22 protein-coding genes and 1 tRNA gene are annotated in these 26,564 nt (G+C 33.8%); 12 read left to right on the top strand and 11 right to left on the bottom strand.

Annotated elements, in window-relative coordinates; translation table 11 throughout:
* Window positions 1-128: 128 nt before the first annotated feature.
* Both HYY69_06645 and HYY69_06640 read right to left on the bottom strand, forming a co-directional pair.
* Entirely contained in the window at window positions 129-731 is a 603-nt protein-coding gene (locus tag HYY69_06645; GenBank protein MBI3033127.1) for an alanyl-tRNA editing protein, read from the bottom strand.
* A 56-nt stretch (window positions 732-787) separates the two neighbouring features.
* Window positions 788-2,107, bottom strand: coding sequence for an MgtC/SapB family protein (locus HYY69_06640; GenBank protein ID MBI3033126.1), 1,320 nt, complete (start codon window positions 2,105-2,107; stop codon window positions 788-790).
* A gap of 131 nt (window positions 2,108-2,238) precedes the next feature.
* Between HYY69_06640 and HYY69_06635 the strand changes: the two genes are divergently transcribed.
* The 9 genes from HYY69_06635 to HYY69_06595 all read left to right on the top strand — a co-directional run bounded on the left by HYY69_06635 (window position 2,239) and on the right by HYY69_06595 (window position 12,574).
* Window positions 2,239-3,279, top strand: a complete 1,041-nt coding sequence (locus tag HYY69_06635) for a DHH family phosphoesterase (GenBank protein ID MBI3033125.1) — start codon at window positions 2,239-2,241, stop codon at window positions 3,277-3,279.
* A gap of 33 nt (window positions 3,280-3,312) precedes the next feature.
* Window positions 3,313-5,313, top strand: coding sequence for a right-handed parallel beta-helix repeat-containing protein (locus tag HYY69_06630; protein MBI3033124.1), 2,001 nt, complete (start codon window positions 3,313-3,315; stop codon window positions 5,311-5,313).
* A gap of 50 nt (window positions 5,314-5,363) precedes the next feature.
* Window positions 5,364-6,440, top strand: a complete 1,077-nt coding sequence (gene rpiB / locus HYY69_06625; protein MBI3033123.1) for a ribose 5-phosphate isomerase B — start codon at window positions 5,364-5,366, stop codon at window positions 6,438-6,440.
* A gap of 83 nt (window positions 6,441-6,523) precedes the next feature.
* The gene (locus tag HYY69_06620) at window positions 6,524-7,396 is read left to right on the top strand and encodes a hypothetical protein (GenBank protein MBI3033122.1); all 873 of its coding nucleotides are present in this window, start codon (window positions 6,524-6,526) and stop codon (window positions 7,394-7,396) included.
* Window positions 7,382-7,476: transfer RNA gene (locus tag HYY69_06615), tRNA-Gly, on the top strand. The genes HYY69_06620 and HYY69_06615 overlap by 15 nt, the downstream gene beginning before the upstream one ends.
* A 518-nt stretch (window positions 7,477-7,994) precedes the next feature.
* Complete coding sequence (locus HYY69_06610; protein MBI3033121.1) at window positions 7,995-8,660, top strand: PIG-L family deacetylase; 666 nt, start codon at window positions 7,995-7,997, stop codon at window positions 8,658-8,660.
* Window positions 8,661-8,662: 2 nt separating this feature from the next.
* Window positions 8,663-9,781: a glycosyltransferase family 4 protein gene (locus HYY69_06605; protein MBI3033120.1), complete on the top strand. Its 1,119-nt coding sequence runs from the start codon at window positions 8,663-8,665 to the stop codon at window positions 9,779-9,781.
* 52 nt (window positions 9,782-9,833) lie between these two features.
* The gene (locus HYY69_06600) at window positions 9,834-11,474 is read left to right on the top strand and encodes a hypothetical protein (GenBank protein MBI3033119.1); all 1,641 of its coding nucleotides are present in this window, start codon (window positions 9,834-9,836) and stop codon (window positions 11,472-11,474) included.
* Between the two features lie 110 nt (window positions 11,475-11,584).
* Entirely contained in the window at window positions 11,585-12,574 is a 990-nt protein-coding gene (locus tag HYY69_06595; GenBank protein ID MBI3033118.1) for a 4-demethylwyosine synthase TYW1, read from the top strand.
* Between the two features lie 67 nt (window positions 12,575-12,641).
* Here the strand turns inward: HYY69_06595 and HYY69_06590 are convergent, their stop codons facing one another.
* Both HYY69_06590 and HYY69_06585 read right to left on the bottom strand, forming a co-directional pair.
* On the bottom strand, window positions 12,642-13,610 hold the full coding sequence (locus HYY69_06590) for an Lrp/AsnC family transcriptional regulator (protein ID MBI3033117.1): 969 nt from the start codon (window positions 13,608-13,610) through the stop codon (window positions 12,642-12,644).
* The gene (locus HYY69_06585; GenBank protein ID MBI3033116.1) at window positions 13,607-15,031 is read right to left on the bottom strand and encodes an ATP-binding protein; all 1,425 of its coding nucleotides are present in this window, start codon (window positions 15,029-15,031) and stop codon (window positions 13,607-13,609) included. Before HYY69_06585 ends, HYY69_06590 begins: the two co-directional genes overlap by 4 nt.
* Before the next feature lie 393 nt (window positions 15,032-15,424).
* On the opposite strand from HYY69_06585, the gene HYY69_06580 reads away from it, so the two are divergent.
* Window positions 15,425-16,330 (top strand): hypothetical protein, encoded by a 906-nt coding sequence (locus HYY69_06580; GenBank protein MBI3033115.1) that lies wholly within the window; start codon window positions 15,425-15,427, stop codon window positions 16,328-16,330.
* 3 nt (window positions 16,331-16,333) lie between these two features.
* On the opposite strand, the gene HYY69_06575 is transcribed toward HYY69_06580, so the two are convergent.
* From HYY69_06575 to HYY69_06560, 4 genes are all read right to left on the bottom strand, one after another.
* Entirely contained in the window at window positions 16,334-18,004 is a 1,671-nt protein-coding gene (locus HYY69_06575; GenBank protein MBI3033114.1) for a helix-turn-helix domain-containing protein, read from the bottom strand.
* Window positions 18,005-18,389: 385 nt separating this feature from the next.
* Window positions 18,390-19,481, bottom strand: coding sequence for a hypothetical protein (locus tag HYY69_06570; protein ID MBI3033113.1), 1,092 nt, complete (start codon window positions 19,479-19,481; stop codon window positions 18,390-18,392).
* A gap of 678 nt (window positions 19,482-20,159) precedes the next feature.
* Window positions 20,160-22,202 (bottom strand): hypothetical protein, encoded by a 2,043-nt coding sequence (locus tag HYY69_06565; protein ID MBI3033112.1) that lies wholly within the window; start codon window positions 22,200-22,202, stop codon window positions 20,160-20,162.
* A gap of 204 nt (window positions 22,203-22,406) precedes the next feature.
* Window positions 22,407-23,006 carry a metallophosphoesterase gene (locus HYY69_06560; protein MBI3033111.1) on the bottom strand — a complete coding sequence of 200 codons (600 nt, stop codon included), beginning with the start codon at window positions 23,004-23,006 and terminating at the stop codon, window positions 22,407-22,409.
* Window positions 23,007-23,132: 126 nt separating this feature from the next.
* On the opposite strand from HYY69_06560, the gene HYY69_06555 reads away from it, so the two are divergent.
* Together HYY69_06555 and HYY69_06550 are read left to right on the top strand one after the other, a co-directional pair.
* Window positions 23,133-23,303, top strand: coding sequence for a hypothetical protein (locus HYY69_06555; protein ID MBI3033110.1), 171 nt, complete (start codon window positions 23,133-23,135; stop codon window positions 23,301-23,303).
* A 1-nt stretch (window position 23,304) separates the two neighbouring features.
* A complete protein-coding gene (locus HYY69_06550) occupies window positions 23,305-23,583 on the top strand; it encodes a hypothetical protein (protein ID MBI3033109.1) in 279 nt (92 codons plus the stop codon).
* 9 nt (window positions 23,584-23,592) lie between these two features.
* Here HYY69_06550 and HYY69_06545 read toward each other — a convergent pair whose 3' ends face one another.
* The 3 genes from HYY69_06545 to HYY69_06535 are packed head-to-tail and all read right to left on the bottom strand — an operon-like array spanning window position 23,593 to window position 26,444.
* On the bottom strand, window positions 23,593-24,237 hold the full coding sequence (locus HYY69_06545) for a hypothetical protein (GenBank protein MBI3033108.1): 645 nt from the start codon (window positions 24,235-24,237) through the stop codon (window positions 23,593-23,595).
* Between the two features lie 34 nt (window positions 24,238-24,271).
* Window positions 24,272-25,477 (bottom strand): VWA domain-containing protein, encoded by a 1,206-nt coding sequence (locus HYY69_06540; protein MBI3033107.1) that lies wholly within the window; start codon window positions 25,475-25,477, stop codon window positions 24,272-24,274.
* Window positions 25,449-26,444 (bottom strand): ATP-binding protein, encoded by a 996-nt coding sequence (locus HYY69_06535; GenBank protein MBI3033106.1) that lies wholly within the window; start codon window positions 26,442-26,444, stop codon window positions 25,449-25,451. The genes HYY69_06540 and HYY69_06535 overlap by 29 nt, the downstream gene beginning before the upstream one ends.
* Window positions 26,445-26,564: the final 120 nt, after the last annotated feature.

The raw sequence follows: 26,564 nt of genomic DNA, 5'->3' as shown, positions 1-26,564 counted from the left end.
GTCAGAGCGAGAAAAAGAATTAACAAAACAAAAGAACTAGCATGGAAAATTCTTAGTTATAACATTGAACGATTGGGAAATAGCTTATTTAGGTTATGGGAAGCCATATCTCTCGGGACAGAGCCGATTTAAATGGCTCTGTGAGAATAACCGCGTAGACCACCGCAGGGACAAAACAAATAATCAATGTTATTCCCTTGTTCATCCAATGCCTGCCATTCCCAGCGGTCAGGATTTTCTTTTGATGGCCCCCGAAACACTGCAAGATTGCGGTCAATAATTGCATTGCTTTCTTTTTCAAGTTCAGGTAGTAATTCAGCGCAGCTCTTTTCCATGCAAAAATCAAATCTTCCTTTATCAGCTGCTACATTGCTGCCAATATAATTAGTAATGCCAGTTTTATGCTGAAATAAAAGCATCACAACATGGACTCCAGAATGCAAACACCGGATTTTTTCTCTCCTAATTGGATCAATCGCAACTTCAACCTTATCACCAACCTTTAAACCATGCCCTTCTTCAAGGATATAAATAATATCTTTCTGATCTTCGGAAAGAACTGCAGCAACTACTTTTTTGCCGCCAATAGTTCCTTGATCTGAAGCCTGACCACCAGCAAAAGCAAAGAATACTGTTTGATCTAATAAAATGTCATTGCCATTGACTGAAACAACATTTGCAGTGCAATGAGTCAGATAAGGATTTTCGCGAAACAGTTTTTTAGTTGACATAAAGAAAGAGTAAATAAGAAGGAATATTTAAAAGTAATGAAAAGATCATCCAATAATCACATCATCAGCATTCCTAGCACTCCTACAAAAATCACTAGTGCAAATGATTTCAAAGCTTTCTCAGCAAAACTTTGAGAGCCAAAAAAATAAGGAATAACTGCTTTCATAGCAGTGTTGATCATAACTGCGATGGTAATGCTGGTCGCTGCAACTGATGCAGATATATGAACATTTTTAAGAAGACTAACAATGCTCAGGGTGATGGCATTTAGTTCTGTAGTGCCTGAAATAGCTGATACCACATAAACTCCAATACTGCCATACAAAATTGAGCCTAATTTTGAAAGTAATAATATCACAATAAAAAATAAGGTGAACTTAAGGGCTGGAGCAAGAGCAAAAGGTGTTGATACTGTTAAAGGATATTTTTTAGTGGTATGGTCTTTAAGTGCAAAATAAGCATTGACAAATCCAGCAATCATCATTAATCCTAGAGGTATGATAAGAGTTTTAAATAATGCAGGGGATAAAATAAGAATAATGAATAAGATTCGTAAGAGCATCGTTGAAGATGAAATTAAAATCCCTACTAAAAGCAAATGATCCATTGATGTTCTTTTTTTAGATTGCATACTGAGAGCAAAGGTTACTGATGTGCTTGAAACTAAGCCACCCAGAAAACCAGTAATACCTAATCCTCTGCTTACCCCATATATTTTGATGAGAATATAACCAATAAAACTTATCCCAGTGATAAAAACTACCATCAACCAGATATTATAAGGATTGAATACATTTAATGCGCCAAGGAGCTGGTTTGATAGACCTAGATTAAGAAGCATATTGTTAAGATAAGGAATATCTAAAAGTGAATAGTTAACATTAGGAAGAAAAGGAAGAATTACTAATGAAATCAAAGCAAATTTTAAGGTTGCTGAAAGCTCAGTATACTCTATGCGTTTTGCAAATTGATGTAATGATGGCTTAAGCGCAAGGACAATAACAACAAACACGGTAAATACTACGGCTAACTTAACCATACCAATGGTGCAAAGTAATCCAAGAAAAAAAGAGATAATAGAAGTAAGCTCTGTTGTTGATCCTACACGTTTGAAGTGATAACCGGTGATAATATACCCTACAATAGCTAGGAGAAAAAAACCAAATGAGACAACACCTAATAATAAGACACTGTTAAATACTGTTGTAGTTAAATAACCTGTCAACCCGCCAAAAAAAGAGATAAGAATAAAGGTTCTAAACCCACCAAAATCAGTCAAATGGTTTTTTTGCAGTTCTACTTCGCGTTCTAAACCAATAAGAGCGCCTAAGCCTATGGCTATGACAAAATTAAGCAATACTGATGATTCAAACATATAAACCCTCTTTTTTAGATCGACTTATAATAAAGTATTATCTAAAAAAGAGAGTTTATATATTTTGCTTTATTTTGGGCTTCATCCAAAAATCCCAAAGATATATAAACAAATTATAATAAGCTTAGTAGATGTCATTGCAAAAACAGCAAATCGAAACACTAAGAAAAGCGCTTGAAGATTCAGTAAGGCCTTTGTTCTTTTTTGATGATGATCCTGATGGATTAACGGCATTTCTCTTATTATATCGTTTTAAGAAAGAAGGTCATGGAGTTATTGTAAAAAGTTTGCCATGTATAGATGTAAGCTTTCTTAAAAAAGTTGAAGAATATCAACCAGATACAATATTTGTGTTAGATGTTCCATCTATGGATCAAGATTTTATTGATAAAGTGAAAGTCCCTATATTCTGGATTGATCATCACAAGCCTCAAAATAACACTAAGGTATATTACTGTAATCCCAGAGTCTATGATGATACCGATAATAGGCCAACAAATTATTGGGCATATCAAGTAGTGCAGCAAGATACATGGATTGCATTAGTTGGCTGTATAGCTGATTGGTATCTGCCTGAATTTGCTCAAGAATTTCCAGCGTTAGTTTCCGATAATATTAAAAGAATCGAAGATGCATTATTTACCACAAAAGCAGGCAAATTAGCGAGAATTTTCTCATTTATTCTTAAAGGGAAAAATGATGATGTTATGAAATCAATAAAAGTGTTAACGAGAATTACTGATGCTGAAGAGATACTTGAGCAAAAAACTGCCCAAGGAAAATTTATTTACAAACGATTTGAGAAAATGAACAAGGAGTATGAAGCTTTGCTGGGGGGTATTGGAAAGAATAATATCATTGGTGATTTGCTGTTTTTCAGCTATCAGCAAAATAAGACTTCGATGACATCTGATTTGGCAAATGAACTCCAATATCGTTTTCCTGGCAAGGTGATTTTAATGTGCCGTGAACATGGTGGAGAGATGAAGTGCAGCTTACGTGCGCAATTTCTTGATCTGGCAAAAGTACTTGAAAAATCACTAGTTGGCATTGAAGGATATGGTGGGGGGCATAAACACGCATGTGGTGCTTGTATTAAATCAGAGGATTTCGAACGATTTAAGGAAAGTTTGAAAGAAAATATTACCTATGAATTGAAAAATCAAAAGTAAAAATATTTAAACTACTAAATAAAAAAATACTTCATGCTCTCTGCGTCAAATTCTAAACAAATTTTCTTGATAGCAATAACAGCGATTTTTACTATACTGTTAATGACCTTTATTGGCATTAATTCTACTAATAAAATTATTGATAGTACTGAAGATATAGCTGGCCATGCATTTAAAGCTGAACTATGTTCTAGTGACAATGATTGTAAAAAGCTAGGGACAACTTGCTATGAAAATAAAATTTGTTTAACGCAAGCGCAGATAAAAAGGATTGAAAACAACCCTCTTAAGAATCAAATTTTAGCAAACTTATTTGATCAAAGTATAAAAGCGAGCAAGGAAAAAGTAGGAGAAACAACTCAGCTGGGGTGTCAGGATTCTGATACAAGCAAGGTTAATTATTTTAATTATCCTTTTTCTCTTTATCAATTTATTAATGTGGACATAAAAGGTACTATACAAGGAATAGATCCTTCTACAAAAAAACCTTCGATGTATGAAGACCGGTGTTGGTCATCCACACGTGTCTTGGAATATTTTTGTGATTTGCAAACAGGAATGATTTCATGGAATTCTTTCGACTGCCCTGAGAAGACTGTTTGTGAAGATGGCTTATGTAAAAAAACTGATGAAACAATAACAATCACTGAAAAAGCAATTGAAATAGATAAAGTACTAGAGATTAATGTTAAACAGATTGGTGCAAGAGCAGATGGTATTACCGATGACGGTTCACTTTTTCAAAAAGCTCTTGATGAACTTTCAGAAAAAGGAGGAGGAAAACTCTTTATTCCTCAAGGGACATACCTTATAGATACGAGCTTGATAGTAGATAGTAATATTGAAATATATGGGCAAGGAGAAACATCTCTATTAAGACGTGGACCAACGCCATCTTATGTCCCTTTGTACCTCGGAGAGGATTGTGAAGAGAAATCTGCATTTAAAGGTACACCGCTTTTTTGGAACAGTAAATATAACTGTGGAAATCAAAATATCGTGATTAGAGATCTCCACATAGACGGTAGTTTGGTTGACATTAAGCAATTACCCAAAAACATGTATGCGGGAGGCCCCATGATTGCATTTTCTGCTATAAAAGACACTCATATTAAAAATATTAAGATTACCAATGCTCCCCAAGATGGTATTTTTTTCAGGAATGGAGGGGTAAGAACATCTATTACTGATTCAATTATAGACGGAGCTTTAATGCAATGGGGAAATGGAAGGTATATTAATATTGAAATGCATAGCAATGGGAATTTTCATACAGAAGAAGAGCCAGTTCATATTGAAAATAATCAATTAGTCATAAGAAGCCCTGGATTTTGCCATGAGGGTGGTGATGAAAGTCTTAGAAAACAATGCACGCAGGATAGTGACTGTAAAAGTAATAAATGTTCTTCCCCTTCAGAGATAGCAGGCATCGGTGCAACAGTAACAGCGATAAATGATATTCATGATTTTTATCCATCGTTAATAATAAAAAATAATGAGATTAGTATCTCAAATAAACATACTGCGATCAACTGTTATTCATGTAAAAATAGTATGATTGTTGGAAATAATATTAAAGCAATGAACCCTCTTAAAGATCAGATTAGTGGATTATATACGGGTATAAGCGTCAGTGGTGAACTCGTCATTAAAAATAATGAATTGATTGGAAGCAATAAACCAGATGATGGGAGAGGAATTCTTGTCGATGGAGGATCAAATAGCATAGTCGAAGATAATACTATTATCAACAAAGACATTACCTTTGGCTTAGCACAAATAGAACTACGAGGGCAGACTAATTTCCAAATAAAAAACAATAAGATCATGAATGGTGCTGGGGGGCATGGGATAGTAATAGGAAGTTGCCAAAAAGAGGTCACGACAGAACAAGGGATGATTAGTGGCAATGGAATTGATATGCCAAGAATAAGTGGCACCATCTCTATGCCCCTTGTATTAAGAAGAGCAAAAGATATGACAACTCAAGGAAACATAGTTACACCAAAACAAGAGATACAAATACAATGTTAATAAACTATGAAAACACAACTTATAAAAAGTAGGTTACTTCTAACTACAACATGGTATTCATAGCACCTTCCATTCTAACAGTTCCATTAGCTAACGTAAAAACTGCACTCGAAGAAGTAAAAACTGCAGATTTTATTCATGTTGATGTGATGGACGGTGAATTTGTACCTCAAATAACACATTTCTGGAACATAAAAAACGTGCTTTTTGTAAAAAAGAATACAAAAATACCTCTTATTTGCCATCTTATGGTTGAACATCCTCTAAAAGTGATCAGAGAATATGCAAAAGCAGGAGCTTCATGGTTGTCTCTTCACATTGAATGTAAAGATAATATCAACGATACTATAAAAGAATGCAAAAAATACAACCTTAAAACAGGCATTGCAATAAATCCTGAAACCTCATTAGAAAAAGTATTTCCTTATTTAAAAAAAATAGATTATATATTAGTCATGTCAGTTCACCCAGGTAAAGGCGGACAAGGCTATCTGGATGAAGCAACACAAAAAATTAAAAAACTTAATAATATAAGAATACAACAAAAGTTAGGATTCCTTATTGAAGTTGATGGTGGTATTAAAGAATATAACGCTTTTGCACCGATAAACGCAGGTGCAGATATCATTGTATCAGGAACTGGCATTTTCAATGCTAAAAACAAAGAAGAGGTTATCAAAAATATGAAAAACATTATTTTGCTTGGCGCAGATCATGGTGGTTTTAACTTTAAAGAAAAATTAAAACAGTATTTAACAAAAAAAGGACTGAGGTACAAAGATCTTGGCGCTCATAAAGAAGAAAGCACTGATGACTACCCTGATTTTGCCAAGAAAGTTGCTCAAGGGATTCTCAAAAAAGAAGGCGCCAAAGGAATTCTCATTTGTAGGTCAGGAGAAGGAATGTCAGTAACTGCCAACCGTTATAAGGGAATTTATGCATCACTTTGCTTAAATAAAAAAATGGCTCAACAATCACGGGAGCACGGCAATGCAAATGTTCTTTGTCTTGGTGCTGATCTTAATACTGAAAAAGAATTGCTTGAAATAGCCGATGTTTGGTTACATACTCCTTTTAGTAACGACAAACGACATGTACGAAGGTTGAAAAAGATAGATAAAAAATAATTTAGGTCTAGATTGATAGTTAATTAGTCTAATGCTTAGTATTACAGTTATATTTAAATATAAGTTAGATTCCCAAAAAGAGTATGAAATATATTAATTTCACACCTGAACAACAAATTGAATTCATGATCAAAGTAAAAAATAATAGCGCTCTGACATGGAAAACTATCATACAAGAATTAAAAATGAGTAGAGCTATGGTTTTCTGTTACCTTAATGGATCATCAAAAATTCCCGAACATAATTATTATAAGCTTTGCCAACTGGGTAATATTAAAACAGAAATTTTTCCTTTAATTGAAATTAAAAATAAAACTGAGCCTATTTTATTGCCAGGGAAAATTGATGAAAGACTAGCAGAATTAGTAGGCATTATAGCTGGCGATGGACATGTATCATCTATCAATTATGAGATTTCAATAACGTGCCACAAAATTTTGGATCGTCATTATATATTCGAGCATGTTGCTAAACTATTCAAAGAATTATTTGAAATAACTCCTAAGATACGAGATGCTAAGAAAACAAAAGGAATAAAATGTATAGTCAATTCAAAAATACTTTTTTATTTTATGACTGAGAAATTTAAGCACCCTGCAGGTAAGAAAAAAGGAAGGCTTTTAATTCCAAAAGAAATTGAAGAGAATAATCAATGGTTAAAAGCATATATCAGGGGATTATTTGATACTGATGGAAGTATTTATTTTAGAAGAGAAAAAAGCATGGTTATTTCAATTATTAGTGCGGATGCTATTTTTTTAGATCAGGTTAGACAAGCACTTAAAACATTAGGGTATAGTCCTTCAGTAAGTGGAAAAAATCTTTACATTTATGATCAATCTCAGATCAAGAGATTCTTCAATGAAATAAATCCTGCAAATAAAAAGCATAACGACAAATACATTAACTTTATAAAACAGAATTATGTTCTTACGCCTAACGCGTCGGTGGTCTAATGGCTACAATCTATAACGATTGCCATAAATGACTTCGGCCTTCCAAGCCGACTATCCGGGTTCGAATCCCGGCCGGCGCATACTTTATATATTCAAGGTAACATTCTCATCAAAGTTCATTCGTACAACCGAACGAAGTGAGTGTTGTACTTGCTGTGTTTTCCCGAGGCTTTTCTTAAAAGGCTCTCCGGCTTCGAATCCCGGCCGGTGTATATTATTTCAGTAGATTCGAAAGTAAAATCGAAAGATAAATAAATCATAAGATTCATAGAGAAAGAGTGTGGGATTTTAGCCCCAGCACTCTGTCTATGAATTACCATACCATAGACAAATACCTGAAAAGGTTTCTAAATGATATATTTTGTGGTGTTTCTTGCAAGTACGTATTAAGTCTGTGGTTTAGCGCCTACTTTTGTGAAGCTCTTAACATCAAGTTCTTGAGGATTTTTCGGAGTTCCAGAGAGAAAAATCCAATGTTAAATTACTTTTGAAGCTGAACTGGCGCTAAACCTGAAAAAGACTTAATACGTACGATGTTACTTTCGAATCTACTGTATTTACCGCAAACTTAATTAACTTCAATTCTCTCTAGCCGATGATGATCAAAAAAATTAAGCAAAACCCTAAATCCATTCTTGTTTTCTGTGCCCATAGCGATGACCAGATCATAGGAGTAGGTGGAAGTTTAGCTAAATATGCCCATGAAGGCTACGCTATTTACACCTATATCATGTCATACGGTGAAAAATCACATCCGCATCTCCAGAAAAATATCATTGCCAACATGAGACTAAAAGAATCAGAAGCTGCAAACAAAGTTATTGGAGGCAGAGAAGTATTTTGTTTTGGTGTGAGAGAAGGTAAATTTCCAGAACAATTTCAAAAATATCATGTTAAAGAGCGGATTATGAATGAAATCAAAGAACGAAATCCTGAAAAAGTATTTACCCACTCTATTGATGATCCTTTGCCTGATCATCATGCAACATTCGATTTGATTAAAGAAACAATAACAGAAATGAAATTTAAAGGTGATGCTTATTCATTTGAGATTTGGAATTTATTTACTGCGCGTGATAGAAAAAAACCAAGGCTTGTTGTTGATACCACAGAAACTTTCAAAAAAAAAATAGAAGGATTAAAATGCTTTAAAAGCCAAAAAGTTGCGTTGTTTTGGCTATTACCCGTAAGTTACATTCGAGCAATAATCAATGGTATGAACTACCGGATAAAATATGCTGAAACATTTTATAAAATAAATTAAACATGAAAAAATTATTAATTGCAACCGACTGTTTCCTCCCGCGTTGGGATGGAGTTACAAGATTTCTCATAGAGATATTGCCTTACTTAAAAGCAAAATATCATATTACCATTATTGCACCAGAATTTGAAGGAATATTCCATCAAATAGAGGGAGTGGAAACAATAAGACTGCCAACAATGAAGATGAGTTTTGGTGATATTCAATTCTCATGGTTTCATTATCGTAAAATAAAACACTTAGTAAGGGAGCATGATATTATCTTCAGTCAGACTATTGGCCCTATCGGAATATCAGCTATCAAAGCTGGCAAAAAACACAAGAAACCAGTTATTGCATTTATTCATAGTATTGACTGGGAATTAACGACAAAAAGTATTGATAAATTCAAAAGCATTATTCATGCTGGAACAAAATTTCTTGCAAGGCGAATGTATAACAAATGCAACTTATTAATAGTGCCTTTTGATGAGGTTGGAGATTTATTAAGAAAAAATGGCATTAAAACGCCATATACAACAGTACATCTCGGCACAAATTTGCAGAGATTTATGCCACCAGAGAATAAAGAGCACGCTAAAGAATTGCTTGACCTTCCAAAAGAGGCTATAATTATTGGTTTCCATGGAAGGTTCGGGCGTGAGAAAGATCTCATTACCTTATACCGCGCCTTTAGAAAATTAGAGAAAAAATACAACAAGATTAAACTATTATTAATAGGAAAAGGAGTTAAAAGTATTGAGCGTATGTTCACTTCAGAGAGAAATATCATATTACCTGGTTCAACAAATAACGTTATTCCCTATTTGCAGGCAATGGATATATATGTGCTGCCTTCTTTGACCGAAACAACATCATTAAGTACATTAGAAGCTATGGCATGCTGCTTACCGGTTATTGTTACTCCTGTAGGCTACGTGAAACAATATGTAAAAGAAAAAGAAAATGGGATGTTTTTTCCCTTTAGAAATTCACTTGTTTTAGCAATGAAACTTGAAATGCTGATCAACAACCCAAAACTGCGGGAAGCACTCGGGAGAAATGGGAGAAGAGCTGTTGAAAGATATTTCAGCTGGGAAAAAACAGCCAATGGAATAATGAAAGTGTTGCAACAGTTTTAATATAAATAAGCTAGATCATAAAGCTTAAATAACATAAAATAAACCTTTCTTTATGAGCCTTAATGAATTAGTTGAATATCTTTGTCTTACTGTTGATCAGAAATTAGCTTACCAAAGAGAACATCAAATTTCATTTGGTGATTTATACAGACGAGCGACGCAGATTGATTTAGGTTCAGATGAAGATATTGTAAGCATACCTTATGCATCATTAGCTTCTCTATTAGATGTTACCACAACTGATCTTTATAGGTTAACCGACCAAAAATATCTTAGGTGGATTAGAGGTGTTGAAGGAACAAAATCTGGATATGACGTTGAACAAATCAGAGAATTAGTTAAACAAAGATTCAAAAGTCTCTCATTAGAAGATGCACAATCATACTTTAGAAGGTATACAGAGATCACACCAGAAAAAAAAGCGATTTTTAAAGATTTAACTTTTGAATATTTACCGCAACGAAGAAGAATGAGAATAAGTAATTTCGGAGGCGTACTTTATGCTTTACGTGACCATGGCAATGAAAGTGCGAATTTAAAAAAGCTTGCGCAAAGAAAAAAGAAAAAAAGATCAAAAGGTAGAACAGCACAAAGATCTTTAGGAAATAGCCTTGTTTATTATGAAAAACATTATCCAGGATTAAGCAGGGGAAGAGTACAAATAGTTGATCCTTCACTTTATAAGGCTTTGTCAGATCAACATTATCTCAGATATGTACCTTTTGCAGATGGTAGTATTGAGGTGGCACTTGATCCATATCTATTAATTGAAAATAGGAGCTTACCTCTTGCTCAAGAGTGGCCAACTATTGATGATTATGCTAGAGAAACAAACAGATCAGCCAAAGCAGTAAAGCAATTAGTTAAACAAAGATGCATAACAACGCAGCATGTCATGAAGAGATATGGTCGAATATTTGTAGAAGAGATTGCTTTTGAACCTACAGATTACCAAGCGCACATAGAACGATTTAAATCTGCTGATTTTAAAAAGAAAAATTGGAAAACTGTAAAGGATGTTGCTAGGGAATTAGGCGTTACTAAGCAATATGTGAGTTATTTATTACTTAATGATTTTCTCCCTGGAGAACAAATTAATCGAAAAGCCCCAGAACGAGTGCATTCAACATCACTAAATTATAACAATTGGTATATAGATCCAATTTATCTTAACCATTTTAAAGCAACACGTCGCACAAGAACAAGAACGTCAAAAACTGCTGATTTAGAAATGCTTCGTGTAGAATCTTATGAAACAATAAGAGTAAGAAGATTTGAATCAAAAAGCATCGATACAAGAATTGAATCAATAGATGATATAACTAGGGATAAAGAAGATGAGTTAATTAATGAATATCTTACATCGCAAGATAAAGAAGCTTATGAAGTATTAAGCATATTATATCTTCCAAAAATTCGCGACATTGCTGAAGAAATTTATTTGAACATACCTCTACGAGATAAAATTCATTATGGAACCATTGGATTATTTAATGCTCTTATTACATTAGAAACTGTTGATCCAGCAATGTCAAGAAGAGATTATATCTTAAAATCAATTAAAGAGGGAATAAGCACATTGGTTAGGGAAGATAAATCTGTTTTCGATAAGCGAGTGATAAGTTTGGATCAGCCAAAACATAAAACTGGTGATTCACGGAAAACTCTTGGAGATACTATTTCTAGTACATAACAAAAAATAGTTCAAGTTCTGACTGATAATTATAACAATCTTTTTAAACATTCATCGTATTCTTTACTCTCATGGAACAACTCTTAATGATTAAACAGAAACCTAGAACTATGGGGAAAGAACAAGAGTTATCTCCACAAAAACAACGTGAAGATCTTGCTAAAAAAGCAATGATAAAACAAGGATATGACTTTGTCGGTAATCACGCAGCAGCTAAAGTCTGCTCTTGGACAAAAAATGATCTAATTGGCAAAGGCACTTGTTATAAAAACAAATTTTACGGCATTCAAAGCCATCGTTGCGTACAGATGACACCAACACAAACCTGCAATCACGCATGCACATTCTGCTGGAGGGATTTAAATTCACATACTTCAATCAGCATGGGTAATGACATTGATGATCCTGTACAGATTGTAGATGGCTGTATTAAATCTCAAGTCAGTAAATTAAAGGGTTATGGAGGGCATGAATTAACAGATTGGAAAAAATATCTTGATTCGAAAAAACCATTGCATTTTGCTATTTCATTAAATGGTGAACCAACAATATATCCAAAATTAGGGGAGTTAATCAAAGAATTAAAGCGAAGAAATATAACAAGTTATGTGGTAAGCAACGGAACATTTCCAGAGCGTTTAGAGAAGCTTTATCGAGAAGATGCAATGCCAACACAGTTATATATTTCTGTTGATGCTCCGAATGAAGAACTGTTCAATAAAATTGACCAGCCATTAACAAAAGATTGCTGGAATAAGTTGGTAAAAACCTTGAAGTTTTTACCAAAATTCAGAGAAAAAACAAGAACAACATTACGATTTACCCTGATTAAAAATCATAATATGATGTACCCAGAGCAATGGAGTGAAATAATTAAAATATCAAACCCTATGTTTGTTGAAGTAAAGGGATATATGTGGGTTGGATATTCCAGAGAACGACATGAACTCAGTGATTCTCCTCGTCATGAAGAAGTCAAAGCATTTGCTGAAGAAATTTGCAGATTTGCTGGTTATAAAATTATAGATGAACAAGAAGTTTCACGAGTAGTTCTCATCATGAAAGAAGATTTTGAAGGAAGAATAATGAAGTTTGAATAAATAGTTACAATCAGTTAAGGGCAAAAATCATCTGAGTTTAGATTTTTGTTATGGGGCTCTCTCATCGTTAGAAAGGGTGATAAGTAATTCTGTGTTCTCTCGTCACTTCGAGAATTTCGTAATCTTTAATTTCTGAAACAAAATAATCTCGTAGTATTTTCATTAACTCGTCTAATTCATCGTTGTTTGTTGTTTCTACCTCTAGTTCGATGTCATGGTCTCCGATGGTTTTAATGAAGATAATCACATTCTTATTGATTCTTACCAATGATTCTAATTTTGTATATTTCTGTAAATTCATGTTTTGTAATTTTAAGAATATCAGATGATAATGATTACCCAATTTTTTATAGTCTATTTTTACCCCAAATCCTGTAATAATCCCTCTCTTTTTGAGGTTATTTAGTCTATATTTGATGGTATCTGCGCTTACTTTTAGTTGTTTTGCAATATCAATTAACGATTTTCTTCCCTCTTTGTTGAGGAGTTTGAGAAAATCCTCGTCAGTTTTATCTAATTGAATTTCTTTTTCTTCGCCAATGCTGTAAACAATCTCCTCTGATTTTTGTTTTGGAATGAGATATGCTTTCGTGTATGTAAAAGCCATCTCAAGGACAATAATATTTCTTTCTAAGATATAATCTCCCCACTTCCCGAAAATTTCTTCATATTTTTTACTGAATTCTGCAATATTTTTAACATATATAGAAGCAACCAAATCATATTTTCCTCTCAAAGAAGAAAGCCAGTAAATATTTTTTTGAGAATTAATATCATTCAGCAACTCCTCTTCTTTCTCTTTAGTAATATTATGTAAACGCAAATAAATTTTAATGTGCATATAACCCAAAACAGAATGGTTAGTTTTGACCAAGAAATATTCAATAATCCCTAAATCCTGAAGCCGTCGTATTCTATTCCCCACAACTTGTTCTGATGATCCCACTATCTTAGCTATCTGTTTATTGGATTGGCGACTATTTCTATCCAATTCATAGAGGATTTTCTTGTCTTTCAGGTCAATTTTAATAGTCATCGGAGCAGTTCTTTTTGTAAGTCTTTTAGATCAAAAAGTAGAACATTCTTTTCCTCTATTCTTTTGGTAAAAGATTTAGCGAATAGGCAGAAATATTCTTCTCTTCCATTCTGCTGCCATTGGACATACTTGCTTTTTTCTTGAAGTTCTTTTAAGATTTCAATAGGATTGACGTTCTCTCGCCATTTGCACTCTGTGAAAAGTATTTTCTTTAATTTTTTATTTAATCCGATAAGATCAATTTCTATTTCTTTACGTTCTTCATTCTCTCTTGCAGAACCCCACCAGTTACTTAGATATTCTAGTTGGAAAGGGAGCTTATTCTTTTCATTGAGTTCTATGAGAAAATCTTTACAAGTTTCTTCAAAACGTCTTCCAAAAAAAGTATTAACTTGTTCTTTAATACTGTTCATTATATGTTTGGTGTCTCGTAATGAGTAATGCGAAAATTTATCATAGACAAAAGCAAACCAAAAAGCTATTAAGGGGTGGCTAAGGCAATAACGAGTATTTTTTTTGTTATCAATGGGGCGTAATGATCTAATGAGATTAAATTTGTTCTCTAATTCTAGTAAATGCCTCGTGATTGAACTTTCTTTCATATGAACCGCACTGGCAATTTCATTAAGCTTTGTTTTTCCAACAGCTATGGAATGAAGAATGGAATAATAGAGAGAACTTCGTTTACCAAATTCTTGTTTGAGAATGGTGATTACTTCTGCTTCAAGAGGAGCATTTTCTTGAATAAAGAGATATTCAACTACCTCAAGAGGGCTTTTCTTCTGGAGATCAAACTGCTCCATTGTAGCATAATATTTTGGAAAACCGCCGAAAACACCATAGATTTTAAACATCTCTTCCATTTCTGTGTACAGAAGAAGGCGCAATGTTTCTAAGCTGTAATGAAGCGTGAAAGGTTGCAGATGCAGTTTTCCAGCAATTCTTCCGTATAAAGGTTCTTTCTTATCTTCAAAGATGTTTTTGAACAGTCCGATGAGCGACCCTAAGATCACGATGTTTAATGGTATTGATTTATGCTCATCGCAGTTTTTCTGGAGAATGGAAAACACGCTTTTGTCAATAGTGTAGAAATTTTGGAATTCGTCAAAAATGAGAACATAATCTCTACAGCGTTCAAAAAGAAGATCAAAAAAAACTTTCCAAGACGCAACCATCTCAAGTTCAGTAATGATTTTGTGATGACGTAGTTCTTCAGTAAATTCCCTAAGCAATTCGGTAGAAGTCTTGGAATCGTAAACAAAAAGATAGAGTGCTTTCTTATTTTTGATAAATTCTTTTACTAAGGTAGTTTTACCTACTCTTCTCAGTCCGGAAATAGCAACAGTCATTAGTTGCTTATTTGATAGTCTGTAATATTCTTCCAGTTTTTGCAGTTCTTTATGGCGGTTTATGAATTTCATGGTTGTATTCACCTATTGAATATTCAGTTAGTGAATATTTATTAAGCTTTCGGTTTGTTTAGTTATTAGTTTATGTTTAACAAGCTTTTTTTAGTATAAAAACTTAATATATATTTAAATATTGCGTTTTTAGAAAGATAATTAGTAATAAGTTTTATATTATTATTGTATGGCATTAGCCAATGCCCTAATAAATAGTAATTATAAATATAGCTCTCCTGAAAAGAATCATGGTCTTCAAATTGATGAAGATACTTATCAATCTGTAACTTTGAAGAAAAGAGGAATTTTTCCAAGATTACATAACATTTACTCAGATGATTTAAGTCTTCTGTTGTATATTCTCATTTTTCTTTTGTTGATTTATATTATCTACAAAATATTAAAATTACAATGGAAAAAACCACCTTTGTTTTTATTTTTCTCTTATTGATTACTGCTCCTCTTGTTGCTGCTGAACCTGAGCAAGACGAATGCAGCTTAACAAATCTAGCGTCCTGCATTCCAGAAAAAATGTATAACTATATTCTCACGATAATTAATGCTCCTTTATTGCCGATGTTGATTTCAGTTCAGAAGTTGCTTACTGCTGATGTTTCCATTGCAATTTTTCAGCATGTATGGTCAGTTATTAGATATATTCTGAGTTTCTTTTACATTTTCTTTTTTCTCTATGTGGGTTTTATTTTTCTTACCTCAAACGCCAACCCAATTAAACGATCGTATGCAAAAGACATGCTTACGAATACTTTCATTATGATTGTGCTTATTCAAGGCTCGTATTACATTTATGATTTGATTCTGAACTTGAGCAATGTTATGAACAGCACAATTCTCTCTATGGTTGATCCACAATTCTTTTTATTGACAGCAGATAATCTTGTTAATATTGGTTTAGAATTTATCATGTCATTTGTTTATGCGCTGACATTATTTTTTACTATGCTGATGCTTGTACTACGTTATTTTGTCGTTAGTTTTGGAGTGGTGTTGTTTCCGTTAGGAATATTTCTCTATTTTATTCCGCCTCTAAAAGGCTATGGAAAGTTTATTCTCAATTTACTTGGAATATTCATTTTCACAACTTTTATTGACTTGCTGATTATTTTAGCATGTTCAAAACTGATTGAAGTCCCATTATCTGAAAATATAAAAATTCTTGTGATGATTACTTGTTTTGCTATTGTCAATTACACATTATGGCTTGCGATTAAATTTGCCATGAAAAAGTCAAGCAATGTTTCCATCAAAGATGACATTCAACAGGCAACGAAATATATTGCGTTGCTGGCAGGATGAATATTAGTTTTTTACTGTTACAATGATTGTTTTATCTCTCTCAAACTCTTTCCACGATACGTATTTTCTTTTTTCATATTCTGGAAGAACGCATATTTTCATATGGTTATTGAATAAATCCAAGAACTCTTTCTGTTTCATTGCTAATGTTGGATTCTGAGAAGCAAAATAAGTAAATTTCTGACTGCAAATTTCTCTTTGTTTTTGATTTATGTAACACTTTCTATAACAGTTTGTTATTTTATACCATTTAATGATTTGAAAAATGCTTTTCTTTCTATGTCTTGCTTTAACACTGGCAAGAACACAGTTAATTTCATTGAAAGTAACTGATTTATCGTTTACTTTCTGCATTATTTCTTTAAGCTTATCCTTTTCAGTTCTTATGCAGCGTTTTATCTTTTCTGCTTTTTCTTTCTGAATAACATCATAAACAAACAATTGATTGAACTCAATAAGCTGCGCAATATGCTCCCATACTGTTGCTTCTTTGATATTTCTTCCAAGCGCAATATCTTTGATAGAAACATTCTTTTTCAGTAATTGTAATGTTTTTTGCTGTGAAAATTGAAAGTTACTTTGTTCAACTTTCTTCGCAAAAGATTCATGCTTTTTAAGATTAATGATCTGAACTTTTTTGTCAATTGGAAAATCACGATTTATTATTTTTGTAATGCTACGCTTATATTTGTATGTGTCTGCATGGGAGATATATGCAAGCCATCCTTCAAAACGTTCTATTACTTTTTCTCGTTCGATTAGATTCTTTTCATGTAATCGCTTCATTTCTTTTAACTTGCCATGAAATTTTCTGATGTTTTTCTTTCGTATCAATTTATGATAATAAAAAATACGAAAACCAAGAAAAAGAATGCCAGAATGCAATTTGAGAATCTTTGATTTGTCTGGATGCAATTGCAGCAAAAGATTCTTGCTAAGAAAATAATCAATCTTTTCTCTGTACTTCTCCAATACTTCTTTTGAGCTATCTAAAATTACGAAATCATCAACATATCTTATGTAATATTTCGCTTTTAATGTATGCTTAATAAATTGGTCAAGTTCATTAAGGTATACATTTGCTAAGAATTGAGAAGTAAGATTTCCTAAAGGCATTCCTTTACCTTGTTCTGTTGTGTTGTGATTTGAAAGAATTATTTTAATTAATTGCAAAATCCTTTCATCTTTTATACTCCTCTTAATAATTAACATAAGAATAGAATGATCGACTGTATCAAAATAATGTTTAATGTCTGCTTTGAGAATATATGCAATTCTGTTGTTATTCTTTGATACTTTTCTTTTGAATTCGTCAAACCGTTCAATTGCTTTAAATGCTCCTTTGCCTATTCTGTTTGCATAATTATCAAAGATAAATTGCTTATCAAATAATGGTTCAATAATATTGCAGAATGCATGATGGACAACACGGTCTCTAAAATCAGATTTGCTAATCTTTCGTGTTTTTGGATCTCTAATAATAAAAGTCTCTAATGGTTTTGGTTTATAGGTATGAAACAGAAGTTCATTTCGAAGTAGCATTAAATTTGCTTTGAGACTTTGCTCAAATTCAATAATATAAGGCTTAAGCGTTTTTCCTCTTCTTGCTTTGGAAAAAGCAAGCTCAAGGTTCTCATAAGAGCAAAGAATATCAAAAGAAGGTTGAAAATCCATTGTGTAACTGACACCAAACATCATTATAAATACTTAGTGTCAGTTAAATAGTAAACGTACGTAAAAAATATAGATTATTTGGTACGTTTACTATATCATCAAAAGTAAAGTCCCAGCAATTTGTTAGCTTGCCTATTCCGAGAGAGCCGCCATTATTGTTGAGGTTATTGTTGCCATTAAGACCATTGTCATGATTGTTCAACACAACCAAGCGGCCGCCCGGAGTAGCCCTTCCACTTACGAATTCACTGCCCCTTCAGTGCAGAGCATCAAGTCGGAGCTGTATTTTATAGCAACAAAGTTGCCAACGTGAAAGAGCGTGTAGTTCCAAGCCACTTTCGCAGCTGGGACAAAAGAAAAAGAATAATAAAATATTAAAATGTTTCTATTTTGAAGCGTACGCTGAAAGTCTTCGCATAAGTTCATCAACTTTTGATGCATTATAACCAATGTCTTCAGTTAATAATCTACGAACATTATTTTCAGGAACCATTCTTTGTTGTGCTTCTTGTGCAACAGTTTTTTCTAAATTGATTTGTGGCACTGAACCTACAATTTTTTGCCGCGCGACGAGCGCCTCCGGCGCTACCCCGAGAGAGCCGCCATTACTGCCGAGGTAATCGCTGCCATTAAGACCACCGTCATGATCGTCCAACACAACCAAGCGGCCGCCATTTTCTATAGTAAAACCGTCATGGTATGAACCAAATTGTGTGTAGCCTAATGCTTCTGCTGCATCCATCAATTTTCCTAATTGTTTTTTACCGCCAAAATCAACTACTAAATTTTTATTACCTCTTTGTTGGCTAACTGCGTAACGTCCAGAAGGAACTGTTCTTGCTTCTTCTGCCTTTTCTACAACAACGTATGCAGGCATATCAGCTAAGAATCCGTCCTTACTGGAAGCGTCATTAAATTCATTAAAACCATTTTGTCCTTTGAAAACATATACTGGACTTCCTTCATTCTTCACCCAGTCATGTTGTTTAAATGTTGCTGTTGGATTAGCATCTCTCAGTGCTTCTAAGAATGTATCTACTTCTGGTTGTGTTAATTGTAGTGCATAATCAACTAACTCTCTGTTAACAACAGCATTTCTTATTCGCTGATGATCATTACTAAATAACGCAGCATTCTGCAGTGAAACTACATATAATTGTCTTTTTTGTCCTAATATTCCTTTTTCATCTAAAATAGTTAACCGTTCTGCATAGCTATCTCCAAAATGACCCCAAATTGGATCTTGAAGAGCTAATTGCACATTACCTCGAGCTTGCGCATCTTGAACAGCAGCAATTCTTCCTTCACCTTGCATGTATGTTGGAACACGAAATAATCCTGCTCCTAAAACTGCTCGAATAGAATCAGCAACACCTGTTTGAGCTCCCCTGTAAAAGCGTTCTCCTTTTACTTCAAGAACATTGCCATCTTTATCAACACCTTTACCTAATAATACTGCTTGTGAGTTTTCTGCCATTTTTAATCACATCTCCATAAAGATAATGCCGACTTCATCGACATTATCAGACTTGCCTTCATATTAGTTCGGCAAGTAAAATTGAATGTTTTTTGTATGAGATTACGTCGTTATTTATAAAGCTTTCGCTTTTAGTTACTTTTAAGTAGTACATGATTTAATCATGTATCGTTTTTCCGTAATTCTTGTTAATCCCTTTTTTAACCCTGTTCTGCAATACTAATCTTGTCAACTCGCTATAAAATAGAGCATTTTCATTCATATTCAATGGCATACGATATTCCTCCACCATTACAGCACAAAGAAAAGATCATCTTTGGCTTGACATTCCCGCAGTTAGCGTATGCTTTCCCCGCTTTTTTTCTGGTATTCTTGTTTATTCTTAAAACATCTTTGCCAATCTCAGTCTCTGGCTCACTTTCTATTTTTATTCTCTTTATGCTGCTTTTTTCATGTTCTTTGATGGGTTAAATAAAATAAAGCATTGGTATAATTAACGTTTCTTACTGACTCTTGAAGTTCTTTCAATTTGTCAAAAATGTTCATTTTTCCGTTTACACTCCTTTGTTTCATGCATTTTTGTTGGTTGTTCTAACCTAAAAATGCCATTAACAAAAAACACGAAAGTGCTACGGATTACGACGCTTTAGAAAGCAAGTTTTGTTCGTCTTTTCGGTGTTATGTACAAACACCTTTTCCATAGCCGCTGTATAATTCAATAAAACGACAGATTTGCTGTTCATGCACTGCGCCATACAACCTATTTTTCTCTGGTAATAAAGTATCACAATATCGTTTTTTGCCTGCAACATCGCATTGAATATCAAACAAGGAAATTCCAGGATAATTAGTTAAATCACCCATTAAACTCTTCTTTGTTGGAACAACAACATCACCATAAGGAGGTAATCCCCCACCCATGTTATTACAATTTACTTCCAAATCACCTTCTGGTTTGCCTTCACAATCAATAACGCCATCAGTGCCGCAGCCATCACCAATTAAAGATTTCCACGTTGTCCATTTGCTGCAATCTTTTTGTATTTGCTGATTGGAAGTGCAATAAAATTGGCTGCCAACATTAGAGAATATACAATCATCGCGAGGTCTTGTTTCAAATGAATAATAACTTCCGTAATTGACAAAGGGATCCCTATTGTAATCACGATCATATTTCTTGCTGTATTCTTTGACATCAAGTAGTTTTCCTGAAGTGTATTGCTCAACTAATGCTGCAAATTGATGCCCAAATTCATGAGCAAATATTGCATCATATCTTATAAAGTCAAAGCACTCTTGCTGGCTTTTCTCTGCAACACATGCATCGTAAATATCCCTGCCCGTTTCAATACGGGTAAAACCATCAACGGATTTTACGCCCCATGGTTGTTCTGAGCTCATGATATAAACAATTTGCCTATTAGCTAAGGAGCAGCTTGTTTTAATTTTGTTAGGAATAGGCATAGTATCTGGCTTCATTGACCCTTGTAATAGTTCATAAGCTACTGTTTCTCCAGCAACAAGCTGATTTAGATCTTCAAAACCTTTATCAGCATACCAAAATTGAAAGATATCTTTGTTGGATGCAAAAGGTTCTTGCTTCATAAAACTATATTTGCCAGTTACTAGTTCTTTGGCAAGCTGTTTAAAGAATTCCTCATCTTCACCTATATTAATAAAAAGAAGATTAACTTTATTTTTCATTTTACTGTTTTGACTATCAAATAATGGTTGGCATTCAGCATAATCTGAAGCTGGAACAATCTTAAATACATAACCCATTTTTTCATTCATATAATAAAGAATGTCTTTCTCAGATTCTGGATATTGCTCAGTAGTTCCGTCTTCATAATGAAGATCAAAATAAAGATAATACCCATAATTACCGTTATCATCCCCAACAGGCAAGGATAGAGTAAATCCATTTGGTTTATGTAGTTCAATATCTTTATCATCCAGGGTAAGAATTTTATCGGTTGATGGCTTTTTATCAGAGGTAGTAACAACAAAATGTGCATCAATTGAATCTAAATTTTTTTCAACATCAGGATCAATATCTAATGCATAAACAAAAGTGAACTGTTCTTCAGCAACTTTGGTAGTAATTGCTTCCTTAGTAAGAAGAATTATTTTCTCACGGCTTTTAAGCTCAAATTCTGTCTCGGGAGAAGGTGCAGTATATAAAACCAGGTCTAATTTTGAAGGTTTTTCTCGAGATACAGCATAATTATCAGCATACATAGGAATATGTTTGCTTTCCTCAGCTTTTACCACAAAGTAAAGACTTGATTGATCGCCAAATATATCTGCTGGAATTTCAACCAATGCATTGCCGGTTGTATCAGTTGTTGCAGAAGCAAATGATTTCGCAGTACTACTATAACTAATGCCTTTTGCGATAGAAACTTTCGCGCCTGGAACAGCACGAGCAGATTGATCATGGACATAAACAGCTAACTTTGTTGATTCAGCAGGAACATTTTTAACAAGAACATCAGGTTTATCTGGCTCTTGAGGAAGAGGATCTGGTTGTTGTGCTTCAGAAGAAACTGTTTCATTTTCTTGTTGCTCAACTGAAGGTTCAGATATTGAAGAAGGTTGTACTTCTTGTTGTTGATTTATTTCAGGTTCAGATGAAGGTTGTTGATCCTTTTTACAACCAAAAGTCATCAGTAGCATAAGGATAAATAATAACATCAATATCTTCTTTGCAAATGCCATATATAACTCAGTAATCTTACTCTTTAAATAATTTATTGCAAATGCCCTCAGGTCGAAACTCTTTACAGTACCGGTTTAAAGAGGTCAGAGGGACGGCTCCTTCGGAGCGTGACCGTTTATGCGATTGAAATATGCAAAGTTTCGAAGGCGCTAACCTGGCGGCAGCCATTTTTTGGATGAAGCCTACAAATGAGTTAGTATGTTTTATACTAAATCAACAAGCATGCCATAGGGTCCTGAATTAATTACAATACAATCCTTAATCTTACTAATAGTCCGAGCGCCTTCATGAATATGCCCGCAAAAATGGTAATGAAACCTTACTTTGGAAAGAAACATTCTAATAGATTTACTCCCTACATGTTGGTCAATGACAAGGTCTGCTTTTGTTCCAAAAGGTGGCGGATGAGTAATTAAAACACGTTTTTTATCTTTATATTTTTTAGACCATTGAATAAATTTTGGAGAAAATTGCTCAAAACCTTTGTCACGATATGAAAACCCATCAGTGTTATACCCCATAAATAGGTAACCTCCTATAACTATATGTTTTTTATGGATATAAAACAAATGCTTGTATTTCTCAAGAATTGAGCTAAGAGGCAAAAATTCTTCATGATTGCCTTGAAGAATAAGCACCGGCTTTTTAAAGCTGTTAAAGAAATGGAGCATCCCATGAGTATCATGACCAAATATAGTAAAATCACCGCAATTGACAATAAGATCAGCCTTTTCAGCTAATGTTTTAATACTGAGTAACGCTTTTTTACTTTCATGTATATCCGAACATACAAGCACTTTCATAAGTAATACGACTAAGAAAAGTAATATATAAATGTGCTGTCATTTGAATTTTTTCAAGTACATATTCTTTTCAAGTAATGCATATAAATAAGCGAACATATTATTAAAGAACAAAGGTGATTAGTGATGAAAAAAACTACAAAAAACATTTTAGCGGTGGCTGGAGTAATAAGCACTGTTTTAGGGATTGTGGGTGTTATTCCTGCATTTATCGAAGCAAAATATGGCGCTGCAACAGGAGCAACTTTTCTAATAGTATTAGGATTAGTTTTGTTAGCTATTGCTTTTGGGGATTAGCATGAAAGAAAAAGAAATTTCAAGTGATCTTAAAAAGAATATATTAGATCTTCAATACAATAAATACATGCAATATTTTAATACAGCAATAATTATCTTATTTACCTATTTTATTGGAATTGGAATAGCATTTGTAACTAAACAAGTGGGTTATAATAATCCACCTCAGTTATTAATTGTCGCAGTAATATCACTTGGGATTATAACACCTACTATTCTTCTCATGCTTAAATTTAAAGATCACATGAATAATATACTTGATGAAATTAAAAACCTATAAACAATTAAATTAACCTTTGAAATTATATCGAAGAGTTGATAATGTCCTTTGAAATGTTTCATGATCAGGATACCTTCGCCAATCCCATTGCGCTATTCCTTTATTTCGAGCAATCACTTGACGAAGATATTGAGAAGGCAATGGTGGTAAAGATCGTGGAACTGGAACAAGATAACGTTGCCCATCTTGAGCTTGAATAAAAAGATAAGAAGAATAGTTATCAAAACATTTTTTATGAAAATCATGAATCTCCCCAAAACCAGCGATGGATTGTGGAACTAATTTATCATCTAATCCACGTATAACATCAACATCTGTAGGAACAAGATGAAGATGGCTATGCTCCAAACATCCTCCTCCGCTAACACAACCTATTCTTGGTCCATGTTCAAACACAACAACATCATCTCCATAATGCTGTTTAACAACATCAATGGTTTTTCCAAGAACTATTTCAAGTTCAGGATGTTCTGAAACAGGAATTTCACCAATACCTTGATAATGAAACTTTGAAACAATCAAAAGATACCCTTCAATTCCCATCTGCCCAAGCGCAGGTGTTACAAAGAAGTTGTTGGTCTCATGAACTATTTCTGAGGAGGGTGTTTTACCAAGAACGCAACACTCATTAACAACTGCTCCCAAATCAACCATAACAGAGGTAAGAATGTTAGATTTATAAAAATTATTAAAGCGAATAATAATCCATCAGCACAATTTTATCCAATTCATGTGGTTGATTAACAATATACAATCTTCCTTCACCAATTTCAACCATTTTCTCAGCAAGCTGTTTTCCTTTATCATCAAGGGTAATGCCTATTAAAGAAACAGTTATCCCTGCCTGGCGCGCTAGTCCAATAGCAGATAATGTTTCTTCTTCAGGAAACTGCCCAGCTGTTGGCACTGCATCAGTTAAAATAAGAAGGTGTTTGGTTGCATCAACAGGAGGAAACAAGGCAACTGCTCTTTCGATCATTGTTTTAAAATTCGTTTCAGAAGATGCTTTAATTTGAACGATTGAGCGGAGAAGCAGACCAAAGTCTTGTGTCGGCGCAATTTCAGTAGTAACTTCTTTGCCAAAAACAATTAAGCCAACATGATCTTTTTCATCAAGTGCTTTAAAGGCAAGGGCAACGCCAGCTTTCTTCGACATGGATAATTTGCTGCCGCGCATTGATCCAGAAGCATCTAAAGCATAAATGAGATAATTTGCGCCTTTTGACTGGCGTTGAAAGGTTTTAAGATCTTCAGGTACAAGGTGTTTATGTCCTCGTTTAATAGCAGTAGTGATGGATCGTTTTAATGCAAGATCTCTATATCGATCGTGCTTGCGATAATCTTTAATATCAAGCTTATTGCCATAATGAGAAGGTTTGTCATGTAATTTTTCACCTAATAATCCATGGCTAACAAGATTATCAATTTCTTCAACATACGTTACAAGTGAAGCAAGTTCAAGACCTTTATCAGTAATCACATAATTCTCATCAAGAAGATTTTTTTGCTTCATTTCACGAATTTTTTCATTAATTCTTTTTTTTATATGGCGTTGAAATTCAGGGATAGAAATATTTTTCTCAAGATAGTTTTGATCATAACCAGTTAATGCTGTTAAGATAGTTTCACCATAGATCCGTTTTACTGAGCGATATTCCTTAACCATCTTTTCGAAAAGAAGATCAGGAGTAAATCCACCCATGCCTGCATTAAGCGATTCACTAAGTACTTTACCTTCTTCAATGGTTTGCTGGTCATTTTCTAAAACTGAATGCATAAGTTTATTATCATCAGAAAAGTCAGAGGATAAACTTCCTTCTAATTCTTCAATAGAACTCAGGTCTTTAAATGTTGTTTCACTGGCTTCAGGGTTTTTCGCCTTCTTCTTTTTCAAAATGTTCTTCTGACGTGCCTTGTTTGTAAGGCTTTTTATCCTGATATTGGGTAAAATTTTCTTTGACAAATTGCACAGGATCAGATAAAAATCTTACTGACGGCTTTAGCTTAATTCTATGTGCTATCACTGATTCCATAGCATCTTTAACATCATCAAAATGAACGGTATTTCGCTTATGAAGCAGGGCATTGCTTTGGCTGCGCTCATATAATCCAAGAGAAGCTCTGACACTAGGAATAACTTCCAAGTTTTTATTTTGCCGTAATTCATGAACAAACCCTAAAGCATAATGAAGAAGATGTTCAGGAAATTCTATGCCTAAATCTTCCCCTTTTAATCGGACAATCTTTTGTTCAACAGAAACATTCTCAGGATATCCCATATACACCATATCAAATCGGTCAAGCAGTACTTGAGAAAGTTTTTCAGTATTAGTATCTTTTGGATTCATAGTTGCAATTAAAACAAAATTTGTTTCAAAATCAACCGTATAGCTGCCTATAGTCACTTTGCCTTCTTCTAAAACCTGCAATAAAGCGTTCTGGAGTTTTTCAGGGCAGCGATTTAATTCATCAAAAAACAAAATACCGTGATTTGCTTTGAATATTTTCCCCGGCACAAACGCTTCCTGACTTAAGGGCCCAAATTTCAATGCTTTGATAGGATCTATATCACCTAAGAGATCTTCTGCAGTTAAATCAGGACTTCCTTGAATTCTAATAAAACGTTCAATACCTTTTTTCTTGAACTTCTTGCCATCTTCTTCAAGCTCAAGAGAGGGCAACAATCGAGCAACATTTTTTGCTAAGGTTGTTTTTCCAATCCCTGGTGGCCCAAGAATAATGATATGTCTTCCAGCTAATAATGCTGATTTCAATTGATATTTAGTCTTATGCTGCCCAAGAATATCAGTAAAAGTATCTTCCTGTGCCAATAAAATTGTCCGTAGCTCTTGATGAATCATAACTTAACCACATAAGAGAAAAACAAGTGATATTTTTAAAGTTTTAGGTTGCTTACAGCTCTGGTGAAAATGTAGTTTTAGCGCCTACTTTTGTGAAGCTCTCCCTATATCACTGTGGGG

Source organism: Candidatus Woesearchaeota archaeon (assembly GCA_016192995.1).
Classification (GTDB): Archaea; Nanobdellota; Nanobdellia; order Woesearchaeales; family DSVV01; genus JACPTB01.
The sequence above is the reverse complement of the archived record's forward strand: the minus strand, read 5'-3'. Positions and strand labels throughout refer to the sequence as shown.

Excerpts from the sequence above, each read along its gene's own strand:
- HYY69_06645 (MBI3033127.1), bottom strand. The coding sequence starts at position 731 with ATGTCAACTAAAAAACTGTTTCGCGAAAATCCTTATCTGACTCATTGC.
- HYY69_06640 (MBI3033126.1), bottom strand. The coding sequence starts at position 2,107 with ATGTTTGAATCATCAGTATTGCTTAATTTTGTCATAGCCATAGGCTTA.
- HYY69_06635 (MBI3033125.1), top strand. The coding sequence starts at position 2,239 with ATGTCATTGCAAAAACAGCAAATCGAAACACTAAGAAAAGCGCTTGAA.
- HYY69_06630 (MBI3033124.1), top strand. The coding sequence starts at position 3,313 with ATGCTCTCTGCGTCAAATTCTAAACAAATTTTCTTGATAGCAATAACA.
- rpiB (MBI3033123.1), top strand. The coding sequence starts at position 5,364 with ATGGTATTCATAGCACCTTCCATTCTAACAGTTCCATTAGCTAACGTA.
- HYY69_06620 (MBI3033122.1), top strand. The coding sequence starts at position 6,524 with ATGAAATATATTAATTTCACACCTGAACAACAAATTGAATTCATGATC.
- HYY69_06610 (MBI3033121.1), top strand. The coding sequence starts at position 7,995 with ATGATCAAAAAAATTAAGCAAAACCCTAAATCCATTCTTGTTTTCTGT.
- HYY69_06605 (MBI3033120.1), top strand. The coding sequence starts at position 8,663 with ATGAAAAAATTATTAATTGCAACCGACTGTTTCCTCCCGCGTTGGGAT.
- HYY69_06600 (MBI3033119.1), top strand. The coding sequence starts at position 9,834 with ATGAGCCTTAATGAATTAGTTGAATATCTTTGTCTTACTGTTGATCAG.
- HYY69_06595 (MBI3033118.1), top strand. The coding sequence starts at position 11,585 with ATGGGGAAAGAACAAGAGTTATCTCCACAAAAACAACGTGAAGATCTT.
- HYY69_06590 (MBI3033117.1), bottom strand. The coding sequence starts at position 13,610 with ATGACTATTAAAATTGACCTGAAAGACAAGAAAATCCTCTATGAATTG.
- HYY69_06585 (MBI3033116.1), bottom strand. The coding sequence starts at position 15,031 with ATGAAATTCATAAACCGCCATAAAGAACTGCAAAAACTGGAAGAATAT.
- HYY69_06580 (MBI3033115.1), top strand. The coding sequence starts at position 15,425 with ATGGAAAAAACCACCTTTGTTTTTATTTTTCTCTTATTGATTACTGCT.
- HYY69_06575 (MBI3033114.1), bottom strand. The coding sequence starts at position 18,004 with ATGGATTTTCAACCTTCTTTTGATATTCTTTGCTCTTATGAGAACCTT.
- HYY69_06570 (MBI3033113.1), bottom strand. The coding sequence starts at position 19,481 with ATGGCAGAAAACTCACAAGCAGTATTATTAGGTAAAGGTGTTGATAAA.
- HYY69_06565 (MBI3033112.1), bottom strand. The coding sequence starts at position 22,202 with ATGGCATTTGCAAAGAAGATATTGATGTTATTATTTATCCTTATGCTA.
- HYY69_06560 (MBI3033111.1), bottom strand. The coding sequence starts at position 23,006 with ATGAAAGTGCTTGTATGTTCGGATATACATGAAAGTAAAAAAGCGTTA.
- HYY69_06555 (MBI3033110.1), top strand. The coding sequence starts at position 23,133 with ATGAAAAAAACTACAAAAAACATTTTAGCGGTGGCTGGAGTAATAAGC.
- HYY69_06550 (MBI3033109.1), top strand. The coding sequence starts at position 23,305 with ATGAAAGAAAAAGAAATTTCAAGTGATCTTAAAAAGAATATATTAGAT.
- HYY69_06545 (MBI3033108.1), bottom strand. The coding sequence starts at position 24,237 with ATGGTTGATTTGGGAGCAGTTGTTAATGAGTGTTGCGTTCTTGGTAAA.
- HYY69_06535 (MBI3033106.1), bottom strand. The coding sequence starts at position 26,444 with ATGATTCATCAAGAGCTACGGACAATTTTATTGGCACAGGAAGATACT.